Raw genomic sequence first — 11623 nt, 5'->3', positions numbered from 1 at the left:
ATGCGTAAGGCACTTTCACCGGCGGCGCCGCAGGAAGCCGTGGTCAAACAGAGCGAAATCGTTCGGGCGTTCAAGCGTGGCGCCAGCGAATACGGACTGCTGATTTCGCTCATCGTCATCATGGCGTTCTTCCAGGTGTCGACGAGCGGCGTGCTGATGCAGCCGCTGAACCTGACGAATCTTGTCCTGCAGAACAGTTACATCGTCATCATGGCGCTCGGCATGCTGATGGTGATTGTGGCCGGTCACATCGACCTGTCGGTCGGTTCGACGGCGGGGCTGGTGGGCGCGCTCGCCGCGGTGCTGATGGTCCAGTTCAACGTCAACTACGTGCTGGCCACCGTCATCTGTATCGTCACCGGCGCGCTGATTGGCGCGATCCAGGGGTACTGGATCGCGTTCTGGCGGATGCCCTCGTTCATCGTCACGCTAGCCGGCATGCTGGTATTTCGCGGTCTTACCAACCTCGTATTGCAGGGGCAGTCGATCGGGCCGTTCCCGGACGAGTTCGCCGCAGTGAGCTCTGGCTTCATTCCGGATGTCTTTCACGGACAGAATCTGCACATCACCTCCATCCTGCTTGGCATTCTGGTAGGTGTCCTGTTCTTTGTGATCGAACTTCGACACCGCGCGAGCGCAACCCGGTACGGCATGGCGAGTGGATCGTTCTCGATGTTCGTGGCGAAAAACGTCGTCCTCACCGGCCTGATTGTGTTTCTCTGCTCCATCCTTGCGTCGTATCGCGGCTTGCCGACGGTACTGGTCATCATGGGTGTGCTGATCGGCATCTACACGTTCATCATGAACCGCACCACCATTGGCCGCCGTATCTACGCCGTGGGCGGCAATGCGAAGGCAGCGAGACTGTCCGGGGTCAGCGTTCCGGCTGTCAGCTTTATGACGTTCGTGAATATGGGTGTGCTCGCTGCCCTGGCCGGTCTCATCTTCGCGGCCCGCCTGAACAGCGGAACTCCGAAAGCGGGAACGGGCTTTGAGCTCGATGTGATCGCGGCATGCTTTATCGGCGGCGCATCGGCTTCCGGCGGTGTCGGGAAGGTGGTCGGCGCGGTGGTGGGCGCGTTCATTATGGGCGTGATGAACAACGGAATGTCCATTATGGGCATTGGCGTCGACTACCAGCAGGTGATCAAGGGGGTGGTGTTGCTCGCGGCCGTTTTCGTTGATGTGTACAACAAGAACAAGGCTTGAGCGTTGGATTCCGGACGCGCAGGTAGAAGGTGCGTACGAGAAGCAGCAATTGACGGGACCTATCCGTAACGGCGGGTTCGTACGGACCACGGACATCAGTAGCAAACACGGAATCGACATGATCAAGCACATCGTTATGTGGGATGTTCGCGGTGAGACCGCCGAGCAGAAGAAAGAAACGGCGCGACTGGTGAAGCGCGCCTTCGAAAGCCTGATCGGCAAGATCCCGGGACTGACGAAGCTCGAGGTCGGCATGGACGTGAGTGGGGTCGATTACGCCTGCGACGTTGTGCTTTACACCGAGTTCGAGGATCCGGAATCGCTCGAGGCATACGCGTCCCATCCCGAGCATCTGCGCGTCAAACAGATCATCGGCGACGGCCGCATTGCCCGGCACCAGGTCGATTACGTCTGAAGCGGTGAACCATCGGAAATCTTATGTACGAATTTACGTATACGACGCCGGCCTCACGGGTGGTGTTCGGCGCCGGTAGCATGAAGCTCATCCAGCAGGAAGTCGAGACGCTGGGGGCGCGCCGGGCGTTGGTGCTGTGCACGCCTGAGCAGCGTGCCCAGGCAGAGGTCGTTTCGTCGTTGCTCGGTCCGTCGAGTGCGGGCGTCTTCGACGGGGCGCAGATGCATGTGCCCATCGAAAACGCCCGGCGTGCGCGCGAGCATGCGAAGGCCGTCGATGCAGATTGTGCGGTGGCCGTCGGGGGCGGTTCGACGATTGGGCTCGGCAAGGCGATCGCGCTTGAGTCGTCCCTGCCGATTATCGCCATTCCGACAACCTATGCCGGTTCGGAAATGACCCCTATCTACGGCATCACGGAAAATGGACTCAAGCAGACGGGCCGCGATTCCAGAGTTCTGCCGAAGACGGTGCTCTACGATCCGGAACTGTCGGCGGGCTTACCGGCTCATTTCTCGTTCGTGAGCGGTCTGAACGCCATGGCGCATGCGGCTGAAGGCTTGTACGCCAAGGATGGCAACCCGGTCATGTCGCTCATGGCTGAAGAGGGAATCCGCGCGCTCTCGAAGGGTCTGCGTGGCGTGAAGAAAAGCAGCAGCGACCCGAAGGCGCGAAGCGAGTGTCTCTACGGCGCGTGGCTCTGTGGAACGGTTCTCGGCAATGTGGGGATGGCGCTTCATCACAAGCTCTGCCACACCCTCGGAGGGACGTTCAACCTTCCGCATGCCGAGACGCATGCGATTGTTCTTCCCCATGCGCTCGCCTACAACAGCGTCGTCGCGGCGGAGTCCATGTCGCGCATTGCGCGTGCCGTGGATGCGGAGTTTGCCGCCGACGGTTTATATGAACTGAGCCGGGAACTCGGTGTGCCGCGTGGCTTGCGTGAGATCGGACTGCTCGAAAGCGACCTCGATCGGGCATGCGAGGTGGCGCTGTCGAATCCGTATTGGAATCCGCGCCCAATAGAAGCCGTGCCGCTGAGGGCATTGCTGCAACGCGCATGGGAAGGAAGCCGGCCTCGTGCGTGATGACGCGCGGCTCCGTCAGGCCGGCGCGTCGGCGCCCCGGTATTTGACGTGCTCGATGAATGCGCGCAGCTTGGGCAAGACCTGGTGTCTGCCCGAGTGGTATAGAAAAACCCCTGGCGTGGTCACGGCGAAGGGTGTCAGCAGCGCCTGCAAACAGCCGTCCGCAAGCGGCGCTGCGGCAAGAGGGCCGGGCACCTGGGCCAGGCCCGCGCCCTGAATCGCCGCGCCGAGCAGGGTGGGGTAGTCGTGCGCGATGAGCGGCCCGGAGACAATGGCTTCAACGGCCTTGCCGCCGTCGACAAACGGCCATGGCGCGATCGACCCATTCGAGCGGCGCATGCGCAGGCAGGCGTGGTCACGCAGATCGGCGATGCGCTCCGGCCGGTTTCGCCCGCGCAGATAATCAGGGCTGCCAACAACCTGAAACGGGAACGGCTGCGTTAACCGCACCGCGACCATGTCGGCCGCGATGAACTGTCCCATCCGGACGCCGGCGTCGAACCCTTCGGCCGCGAGGTCGACCAACTCCGCGCTTGCGACGATCTCAACCTCGACCTCGGGAAAGGCGCGGCAGAAGGAGGCGATCAGGGGTTCCAGCACGATTGGCACGACGGCGCTCGGCACCGAGAGGCGTAATAGTCCGGTTGGCCGCTGTCCGAGTTCACGCGCGACCTCGCTTGCACCGACGAGTTCTTCGAAGGCGGGCTTGGCCCGGGCAAGGAATCGTTCGCCGGCTTCGGTCAGGCCGACACTGCGCGTGGTGCGGATGAAGAGCGCGGCGCCGACCCGCTCTTCGAGGATGCGTACCGTCTGGCTGATGGCGGAAGGCGTCACCCCGAGTTCCGCCGCCGCGCGACGAAAACTGCGGTGGCGGGCAACGCTCAGGAAGGCCTCGACACCGTCGAGCGCGCCTTGCCGGACTGTGAAGTTTTGCTTCATGACCCGTCAATACTATCGTGGATAGTCGCCCCGTGGAAGCAGTCCTAATATCGGCTCATCCTGAGCGCGGTGTGCGAGGCCCGCGTCGACCCACCCCTGACCGGAGTTCCGCCATGCCAACCGAAGCCCTCTTCCTCACACAGCTCGTTCTCGGCTATGTCGTGTGGCTGCTTTGCTTCACGGCGTATGTGCTGCCCAGACTCAAGTCGATGGAGCGCGCCGACGCGCAACGCGCCATCGCCACGCTGCACAGCTTCCGCTTCTTCGGGCTGGTCTTCATCCTGCCCGGTGTCGTGGGACCCGGCCTGCCGGCCGGCTTCGCCCAGTTCGCGGCGTATGGCGATCTCTTGACCGGCGTGCTGGCGATGCTGGCGCTGCTCACCTTCAGAATGCGTCCGCTGTTCTGGTTCTTCGTGTTCGCCTTTAATGTCGTGGGGACGATCGACCTCGGCGCCGACTATTACCACGCGATCCGGGACGGCCTTCCCGCCGTGGCGGGCCAACTGGGCGCAACGTACGCGATCCCGATCGTCTACGTGCCCTTGCTGATGATCACGCACGTCGTAGCGTTCTATTTGCTCGTGCGTCCTCAGACCGGTGCGGGTTGGGCTTTCGCGAGAACTGCAGCCGCGCGCGGCAAACGCAACGCGCCCGTCTAGGGTCCGGCCGATAACAGCTCGACGCGCTTGCGCTGCAGGAACCGGCGCACGGCCGGGTCGCGCTCGAGTCCGATCGCAAGATCGTACGCGCCGAGCGCTTCGGCCGTCGCGCCGGCACGCGCGAGCAGATCGGCACGCGCGGCCCAGTACGGCTGGTAGTCGGCCAGCCGCGGATCGTCCGCATACGGCTCGAGCGCGTCGAGCGCCGCCTGCGGACCGTCCCGTTCCGCCTGCGCAAGCGCGCGGTTCACGGCGACCACCGGAGACGCCGCAATCGCGAGCAGCGCATCGTAGAGCTGCACGATCTCGTCCCAGTTCGGACGACGCGTCCGGCAGCGGTAGACATGCGCCGATTGCAGCGCGGCCTCTAGCTGAAAGCGTCCGATTGAGTTGAATGCGCTCGCGCGCCGCAGCAGCGCGTTGGCTGCGTCGATCATCGGTGTATCCCATGTCGCCGGGTCCTGAGCCGACAGCGGCACGTAGTCGCCGGCCGCATCGCGCCGTGCATCGCGCCGCGCCTGCGCATACAGCATCAGCGCGAGCAGACCCAGCGTCTCCGGTTCATCGGGCAGCAGTTCGACGAGCAGGTGCGCAAGAAACAGCGCCTCGCCGGCGAGGTCGCGCCGCTCGGTGTCGCCGCCGACCGGATCGGTCCACCCTTCCGCATACGCCGCATAGACCGCTTCCAGCACCGCAGCGAGCCGGCCGGGCAACTCCTCGCGCTCGGGTACGCTGAACGGAATGCGCGCTTCGCGGATCTTGTTCTTCGCCCGCACGAGGCGCTTGCTCATTGCCGCAGGCGACATCAGAAACGCGGACGCAATCGTCTTCGCTTCGAGCCCCAACACCACCTGCAGCATCAACGGCGTGCGAATCGCCGCCTCGAGGGCAGGGTGCGTGCATGCGAACAGCAGCGCAAGCCGCCGGTCGGGCAACAGGCCCGCTTCACGCTCGTCGATTTCGTCGGCGAGGATCGCGAGCTGGTTCACCACCTCGTCGCCGACACGGCGATGACGCGCGCCGTCGAGCGCCCGGCGGCGCGCAACCGTCATCAGCCACGCTTCGGGATTCGCGGGGCAGCCTCGCTTCGGCCAGTCCGCGAGCGCGGCCGCAAACGCGTCGGCGAGCGCGTCCTCGGCCGCGGCGACGTCGCGCGTGCGCATCGCCAGCAGCGCGACAAGCTTGCCATAGCTGCGGCGCGCGACCGCCTCGGCAATCGAATGCGCGGCGGCGCCGGCGTCAGGGCCGCCGCCCGACGGACTCATGCAACGGACGGCGCGTCGTACGGGGCAGTCCAGACCGGGCGCACTTCCATGAGGCCGTGCGCCGCGCCGGGACAGCGCGACGCCCACGCGATCGCCGCGTCCAGGTTGGGCACGTCGATCAGGTAGTAACCGGCGAGCTGCTCCTTCGAATCGGAATACGGTCCGTCAAGCACCTGCGGCTTGCCGTCGAGGAGCCGCACCGTGGTGGCCGTACTCGTGTGCTGCAGCCGGTTGGCGCCTACCAGCACCTCGGCTTTTTTCAGCGATTCGGTGTAGGCCTGATACGCGGCAACCCCTTGCTGCCGCTCGCTGTCGGTCATCTTGTTCCAGCCGTTTTCTTCCGAATAGATCATCAAAAGGTAATGCATGTGAGCCTCCGTCATGGGGTTAGGGCGGCTGAACGACTTGAGCCGCCATCACAATGACGCTCGGGCCGCATGCTGACGGACAGGTGCGTCGAAAAAAGTGCGGCCATGAAGCGACGATCCCCAAGTTAGTACGATTGTCTGCTTATTGACCCTTCAGGAACACTCCCGAAATGCTCAACACCCACACTTCCACTGCGGTTGCGACAACGTCATCCCGTGCTGCCCCTTGTACGCGGCGACTGCCGGCGAGGTCCATCCGTCCAGCATCTGCGGAGCGAGCCGGTAAATCTCGATGCCGAGCGGACGGCATACCTCCAGCGGATCGCGCGCGTCCGGCCCCCACATCGGCAACGACAGATCGCCGCCCGGGCAGGTCGACAGCGCGCACAGCAGGTCGATTTCCGCGAAGAACTCGAGGTAGTCCCCCTTCTTCGCGGGACATGCCTTCATGAAGTACTTGTCTTCGAGATTCAGCCCGGTGCACTGGAACACGTTTAGCACGTCATGGACATCGTATTCGGTCAAACCATACGGAGCGATTGCGCGCGTCAGGTTCGAGTGGCAGTGGAAATGGAAATCCTCGCCGGTCAGCATGCGGTTCACGTACGGATCGCAACGCGTGCCGAGCAGGTCGTGAACGCGGCCGCCATGCTCGTCGACGCCGTAACCGGCGAGGCTGTCGTCGGTGATCGTCACCATGGGACGCAGGAAAGGCAGCGTCGACCACAAACGGTCGAAGGTGCTGACGTGCGCCTGCTGCAACTGGCGCGTGCGCGATGCCCACATGCGCTCGCGCGGGTTGTGCAGGTTCCACATGTTCAGGTCGGCCACTTGCGGACCTTCAATCGTGACGATGCGAAACACGTGACCGGCCGGTACGGTCCACGCTTGACCCGAGCGGATCGGCACGACGATCGATTCGACCAGCGTACGCGTGTTGTGTTCGGAGACGATACGTCCATAGAACGCTTTGTCCGGGTCGAGCGCGGAACCCTGGGTGGACTGATAGGCGGCGGGGTAATTCAACATGCTGGCTACTCCTTGATAAGACGGACGGGCAAACTGCGCCTGCTACACGCGTCAGCGTGTTTGTGCAGCGGCCGTTAAACGGTGACTGAGTTGTGAATGAGGGAGAGGCGAATCAAAGGTAATCGAGCAACGCGTGCTCCGACTGCTTCAGGTAGTCAGCAAGCGCGGCACTGGCCTCGGTGGTGCGGCCGTCTGCGATCAACTGCAGAATCTGCTGATCCTTCGCGATCCAGGGCCGCTGAAAGCGTCGCTCGTCGGGGGCGGAGGCGAACACGAGACGCAGTTGCGCCAGAATCGTCGTGAAGAACGTGTCGAACAGCGGGCTGCCGAGCAACTGCACGATACGCCGGTGAAACAGCAGACTGTATGTGCCGACGCTGCGCCAGTCGCCTGCGTCCGCCGCCGCTTGCGCGAGCATGACGGCCTCGCGCATCGGCGCGATCTCGTCTTCTTCGATCGGGTCCTCGCGCAACAGGGCTTGCAGTTCGAGCGCGCGCCGTACCCGGTAGATGTCGCGCACATCATGGCGCGTCAAGGTGCGCACGATCACACCGCGATGCCGGTAATGCACTGCGAGTCCTTCGCGGCACAAGAGACGCAGCGCTTCACGTAGCGTGTTGCGCGAGACGTCGTGTGTCTGGGTGAGGTCGTTTTCGACGAGCGCGGTGCCCGGTGGTAATTTGCCTTCAATGATCTCGTCGCGGATCGTCGACAGGATCCGGTCGGTGACCGATTGCTCGGGTTCCTGGCCGGTGAGGGTCGTAATAGTCGGGTGCGTGGTAGGCATACCGTGTTTTATGCAATGTGGACGTCTTTAAGGAAGCTGGCGATCCGCGAGGTCTTGTCCAGCGCTGTCAATTCGTGCGGCGGCGCATCGCTGACGATCGTGCCCGCTTCCATGAACACGATACGGTCTGAAATGCGGAATGCGAAGTTGATTTCGTGTGTGACGATGATCATGGTCATGCCCTCCCGGGCGAGTTCCTCGATCACCTTGAGCACCTCGTTGACCAGTTCGGGATCGAGCGCCGAGGTCGGTTCGTCGAACAATACAATCGACGGCTGCATCGCCAGTGCCCGTGCAATTGCCACGCGCTGCTGCTGGCCGCCGGAAAGCTGATGCGGATACTTGTGCGCATGGGCGGCCATACCGACCTTCGCCAGTAACCGCGTGCCGGCCTCTTCGAACGCGACCCCGTTGCGGCGCCCGTGATAGCGCGGCGCAAGCGTCACATTCTGCAGCACCGTCTGGTGCGGGAACAGATTGAAGCTCTGAAACACCATGCCGATATCGAGGATGCCGCGCATGTACTGCGCGTGCGGTACCTTGCCATGCCTGCCGCGTGCCGGCCACAGGAACGCCGCGCCGTGCAGGCGGACTTCGCCGTCGTCGAGGGCCTCGAGGCCGTTCAGCGTGCGGATCAACGAGGTCTTGCCGGAGCCTGACGGGCCAATGATCGATACCACTTCGCCTGCGCGCACGGTCAAGTCGATCCCCTTGAGCACCTCATGATCACCGTAGCTTTTGCAGATGCCGATGGCTTCCAGCGCACGCACCGCGCTGCTGGTCCGCGTCGTGCGAAGGTCCTTCGCAGCCGGCAGGGGGCTCGGTGCTTCCATCGGAATGGCTGCGACTCTGGCCTGCGTGCGGCGCGTGACATCCAGGTGCTTCTCGAGCATCTTCAACGCATGGCCGAATACGGTAACGATCAGCACATAGTAGAACGAGACGGCCAGCATCGTCTCAAGCACCTTGAAGTTCTGCGTGTACAGGCGTTCGCCAATCAGCAGGATTTCCGCCAGCGAAATGACCGACACCAGCGAGGTCAGCTTGACGATCGTAATGTACTCATTGATGAGCGCCGGCAGCGCGACGCGAAATGCCTGCGGCAGCACGATCAGCCGTTGCAGGCCGACGAAGCGGATGCCGAGCGCCTTGCCTGCTTCGAGCTGGCCCTTGTGAATCGACAGCAGGCCGCCGCGATGGATTTCGGCGATGTAGGCCGCTTCGCTGATCGACAGCGCCAGCAGGCCCGCCCAGAACGGCTCGGACAACAGACCGCCCGTCCACGGCAGGACCTGCGGCAGGTTATAGACAAAGATCAGCAGCACCAGCAGCGGCAGGCTGCGAAAGAGCCAGATGTAGGTGCTGCACGCCACGCGTAGCGGCATGAAGGTGGACTGCTTGCCGAGCGCAAGTGCGAAGCCCGCCACAATGCCGATCAGCCAGGTCGCGGCGCTCAATTCGACCACGAGCCAGGTCGCTTTCCAGAAAGCGGCGTCCAACAACAATGACGCCGTGTAGTGCCAGTCGAATACCATATGCTTTCCCTCATGGCGCGCAGCCACGAGGGCGCGGGCGAGTGCCCGCGCCTCAGGCTGCGCGCGGCGCGCCGTTAGTTCTGTGCCGTACCGAGCGCCTGGGCAATGTCGTTGCCGGTCGGCTCGGCGACGTTGTACTGCTTGAGCAGTGCCTGGTATTCGCCCGCCTGCTTCATCGTCGCAAACGCGGTCTTCAACTCGGCCAGCAGCGCATCATTGCCTTTCTTGACACCGAGACCAATGACGACCGGATAGAGCGGGGCGGTCGAGGTGATCGCCACACGTCCACCGAGCTTGTTGACGCTCATTTGCGCCACGGCCGAGTCTTCGAACTGCGCGTCGACAGCGTGCGCCAGGACGGCCTGGGCCGCTTCCGGTGAAGTCTCGAACTCTCGCACGTCGATTGCGCCACGGCCGGCAGGCGCGCAGACCTGCTTCGACACATCGTTGAGTTTCGGGATCCACGAGGCACCCTTGATCGAACTCACACGCTTGCCGCACAGATCCTCTGGCGTCTTCGGTGCGAAGCCGGAATGGCTCAAGGCGAGCAGCGAGCCGCCGGTTTTCAGGTAGGGCACGAAGTCAATCTGCTTCGCGCGCTCAGGTGTGACATAGAGTGCCGACGCGATTACGTCGAAGCGGTTCGCGTTGACGCCAAGGATCAGGTTGGCGAACCGCGTATCGACGAAGCCGGGCTGGAGGTTCAAGTGCCCGGCGAGCTTCGTCATGAACGCGGGATCGAAGCCAGCGGGATCCGCGGCCTGCATGTAGTCGTAAGGCGGATACGTCAGATCCGCACCGATCGTCAGCTTGCCGGGCGCGACGGTCGGCACGCCGCTCGAAGCGAACGCGTGAGACGCAGTACATAGCGCTAGCGCGGCGGCACACTTCGCGACGCGCGCCACGGAGGACAGGACAGGTTTCAGGTCAAGTTGGGCTTTCATGGAGTTCTCGCTCGTCCGGGTGGTGACAATATACATTGTTGAACAATTATAAAAATATTGTTCAACAATGATTCGTCAGTACGCATGATGCGTGCCAGATGGATTGTGAAGTTGGGGTGCAGCACGGTGATATGGGTTTGGAGCGGCTGTGCGGGAGATGCGGCCTGGAGGACCGGCCATCGTCAACGCACCGGTTCCGTGCGCCTGCGCGTGTTACTGGCGAAAGCGTTCAGGAACGGTGCATTGCGTGGCGAAGAATGGAGCTTGAACTTGAGTGCTTGCGGCCACGATGCTCAATTGCGACGCCGGTGGTGGCGTTGAAATCGCCTCACGGCGGCATCAGGTGCGCCGCGTCGCCGCACTTCACGGCTTTTCTATGGTCCACCGACGCCGGCGTCGATTACGCTTTGCGCGCCGCGTTGCCGCCAGTCGCGCGGCGAGCAGCCGAAATGTTCGCGGAACGCTCTGCTGAAATGCGCTGCGTCGCTAAATCCTCGCCGGTAGCCAATCTCTCCAATTGGCTTGGCGGCGAAGCTTGCGTCAAGCAAGTCGCGGCTGCAGGCCTCGAGGCGTCTGAGCCAGATATATTGACTGGGCCGCACAGACTCGTTTTGAAATAGTCGATGAATATGCGTGGTCGACAAGGTCAGTTTCGCGGCAATGCTGCTAACGGACAGTTGAGGATCGCCCAAATCCGTGTCTATCAGGGCCTTGATGCGAGCCAGATGATAGTTGGCCAGGCTGCTTAGTGGCGGCGGGTCGAACGGCGATATGGTCTGCAGCCCCGCGACCAACACGCTGATTACACCGTTTGCGATGGCGAGCGCAGACGTCGGTTGAAGCGATTTGGAATCCTCCCAAAGCGTCTTGATCATGTTGATCAGCAGATGACCCGCTCCTTCCCGCCCGGAGACGGCCGTTGCCGTCAGTCTTTCCGTCTCGCGCAACGCGTGGCGAAGTTGCATTCCGGGCAGTTTCAGCACGATTTGTTCGAAGTCGTCCGGAAAGTACAGTTCGTAAGGGCGCGTACTGTCGTACAACGCAAAGTCGCCCGGCGACAGCATCGCCTCGCGGCCGTCTTGCCGAACGACGCCCACGCCGAGACTCTGGATGCTGACCAGGAAGAAATCGTTGGATTCCCTGGCGATGTGCCCCTGTGTTCGCAAGACACTTTGTGTGTTCGACGCGACCACAGACAGATTCAGACTCGCAATTTCGCGCGTTCGGATCGACCCCGCGAATTCGCCATCGCCGGGTCGCGAGCAACTCAGATTGACGTAGGAGTCGCAAATCAGATCGGTCCAGTATTCGAGCCGCTGATCGCGCGGCACGGCGTTGGTCGTCAAGAACTTGTCCATGATTGCTCCCGCTTGCTGACCAGACCATTT

At 62.8% G+C, this 11623-nt stretch carries 12 protein-coding genes; 4 read left to right on the top strand and 8 right to left on the bottom strand.

Annotated features, from left to right (window positions below):
* The 3 genes from mmsB to BUS12_RS21350 all read left to right on the top strand — a co-directional run bounded on the left by mmsB (nucleotide 1) and on the right by BUS12_RS21350 (nucleotide 2709).
* Nucleotides 1-1209: a multiple monosaccharide ABC transporter permease gene (gene mmsB / locus BUS12_RS21360; protein WP_074299073.1), complete on the top strand. Its 1209-nt coding sequence runs from the start codon at nucleotides 1-3 to the stop codon at nucleotides 1207-1209.
* A 118-nt stretch (nucleotides 1210-1327) separates the two neighbouring features.
* Nucleotides 1328-1624 carry a Dabb family protein gene (locus BUS12_RS21355; protein ID WP_074299071.1) on the top strand — a complete coding sequence of 99 codons (297 nt, stop codon included), beginning with the start codon at nucleotides 1328-1330 and terminating at the stop codon, nucleotides 1622-1624.
* A 23-nt stretch (nucleotides 1625-1647) separates the two neighbouring features.
* Nucleotides 1648-2709 (top strand): maleylacetate reductase, encoded by a 1062-nt coding sequence (locus BUS12_RS21350; protein ID WP_074299069.1) that lies wholly within the window; start codon nucleotides 1648-1650, stop codon nucleotides 2707-2709.
* A gap of 15 nt (nucleotides 2710-2724) precedes the next feature.
* Here the strand turns inward: BUS12_RS21350 and BUS12_RS21345 are convergent, their stop codons facing one another.
* Complete coding sequence (locus tag BUS12_RS21345; protein ID WP_074299067.1) at nucleotides 2725-3648, bottom strand: LysR substrate-binding domain-containing protein; 924 nt, start codon at nucleotides 3646-3648, stop codon at nucleotides 2725-2727.
* A gap of 113 nt (nucleotides 3649-3761) precedes the next feature.
* Here BUS12_RS21345 and BUS12_RS21340 point away from each other — a divergent pair, with 113 nt between their 5' ends.
* A complete protein-coding gene (locus BUS12_RS21340) occupies nucleotides 3762-4307 on the top strand; it encodes a hypothetical protein (RefSeq protein ID WP_074299065.1) in 546 nt (181 codons plus the stop codon).
* Here BUS12_RS21340 and BUS12_RS21335 read toward each other — a convergent pair.
* From BUS12_RS21335 to BUS12_RS21305, 7 genes are all read right to left on the bottom strand, one after another.
* Nucleotides 4304-5572, bottom strand: coding sequence for an RNA polymerase sigma factor (locus tag BUS12_RS21335; RefSeq protein ID WP_074299063.1), 1269 nt, complete (start codon nucleotides 5570-5572; stop codon nucleotides 4304-4306). The two genes, BUS12_RS21340 and BUS12_RS21335, sit on opposite strands and share 4 nt — an antisense overlap.
* Nucleotides 5569-5940 carry a YciI family protein gene (locus tag BUS12_RS21330; RefSeq protein WP_074299061.1) on the bottom strand — a complete coding sequence of 124 codons (372 nt, stop codon included), beginning with the start codon at nucleotides 5938-5940 and terminating at the stop codon, nucleotides 5569-5571. Before BUS12_RS21330 ends, BUS12_RS21335 begins: the two co-directional genes overlap by 4 nt.
* A 174-nt stretch (nucleotides 5941-6114) precedes the next feature.
* On the bottom strand, nucleotides 6115-6969 hold the full coding sequence (locus BUS12_RS21325; protein ID WP_074299059.1) for an urea carboxylase-associated family protein: 855 nt from the start codon (nucleotides 6967-6969) through the stop codon (nucleotides 6115-6117).
* Nucleotides 6970-7081: 112 nt separating this feature from the next.
* The gene (locus tag BUS12_RS21320) at nucleotides 7082-7756 is read right to left on the bottom strand and encodes a GntR family transcriptional regulator (protein ID WP_074299056.1); all 675 of its coding nucleotides are present in this window, start codon (nucleotides 7754-7756) and stop codon (nucleotides 7082-7084) included.
* Between the two features lie 8 nt (nucleotides 7757-7764).
* Nucleotides 7765-9291, bottom strand: coding sequence for an amino acid ABC transporter permease/ATP-binding protein (locus tag BUS12_RS21315; protein WP_074299054.1), 1527 nt, complete (start codon nucleotides 9289-9291; stop codon nucleotides 7765-7767).
* 74 nt (nucleotides 9292-9365) lie between these two features.
* Nucleotides 9366-10235 (bottom strand): transporter substrate-binding domain-containing protein, encoded by an 870-nt coding sequence (locus BUS12_RS21310; protein ID WP_074301620.1) that lies wholly within the window; start codon nucleotides 10233-10235, stop codon nucleotides 9366-9368.
* A 374-nt stretch (nucleotides 10236-10609) separates the two neighbouring features.
* On the bottom strand, nucleotides 10610-11593 hold the full coding sequence (locus BUS12_RS21305) for an AraC-like ligand-binding domain-containing protein (protein ID WP_074299053.1): 984 nt from the start codon (nucleotides 11591-11593) through the stop codon (nucleotides 10610-10612).
* Nucleotides 11594-11623 lie beyond the last annotated feature (30 nt).

Source organism: Paraburkholderia phenazinium (genome assembly GCF_900142845.1).
Lineage (GTDB): Bacteria > Pseudomonadota > Gammaproteobacteria > Burkholderiales > Burkholderiaceae > Paraburkholderia > Paraburkholderia phenazinium_A.
Note: the sequence above shows the minus strand (reverse complement) of the source record. Positions and strands in the feature narration are given on the sequence as shown.

Excerpts from the sequence above, each read along its gene's own strand:
- BUS12_RS21330 (WP_074299061.1), bottom strand. The coding sequence starts at position 5,940 with ATGCATTACCTTTTGATGATCTATTCGGAAGAAAACGGCTGGAACAAG.
- mmsB (WP_074299073.1), top strand. The coding sequence starts at position 1 with ATGCGTAAGGCACTTTCACCGGCGGCGCCGCAGGAAGCCGTGGTCAAA.
- BUS12_RS21310 (WP_074301620.1), bottom strand. The coding sequence starts at position 10,235 with ATGAAAGCCCAACTTGACCTGAAACCTGTCCTGTCCTCCGTGGCGCGC.
- BUS12_RS21315 (WP_074299054.1), bottom strand. The coding sequence starts at position 9,291 with ATGGTATTCGACTGGCACTACACGGCGTCATTGTTGTTGGACGCCGCT.
- BUS12_RS21325 (WP_074299059.1), bottom strand. The coding sequence starts at position 6,969 with ATGTTGAATTACCCCGCCGCCTATCAGTCCACCCAGGGTTCCGCGCTC.
- BUS12_RS21305 (WP_074299053.1), bottom strand. The coding sequence starts at position 11,593 with ATGGACAAGTTCTTGACGACCAACGCCGTGCCGCGCGATCAGCGGCTC.
- BUS12_RS21355 (WP_074299071.1), top strand. The coding sequence starts at position 1,328 with ATGATCAAGCACATCGTTATGTGGGATGTTCGCGGTGAGACCGCCGAG.
- BUS12_RS21320 (WP_074299056.1), bottom strand. The coding sequence starts at position 7,756 with ATGCCTACCACGCACCCGACTATTACGACCCTCACCGGCCAGGAACCC.
- BUS12_RS21340 (WP_074299065.1), top strand. The coding sequence starts at position 3,762 with ATGCCAACCGAAGCCCTCTTCCTCACACAGCTCGTTCTCGGCTATGTC.
- BUS12_RS21350 (WP_074299069.1), top strand. The coding sequence starts at position 1,648 with ATGTACGAATTTACGTATACGACGCCGGCCTCACGGGTGGTGTTCGGC.
- BUS12_RS21335 (WP_074299063.1), bottom strand. The coding sequence starts at position 5,572 with ATGAGTCCGTCGGGCGGCGGCCCTGACGCCGGCGCCGCCGCGCATTCG.
- BUS12_RS21345 (WP_074299067.1), bottom strand. The coding sequence starts at position 3,648 with ATGAAGCAAAACTTCACAGTCCGGCAAGGCGCGCTCGACGGTGTCGAG.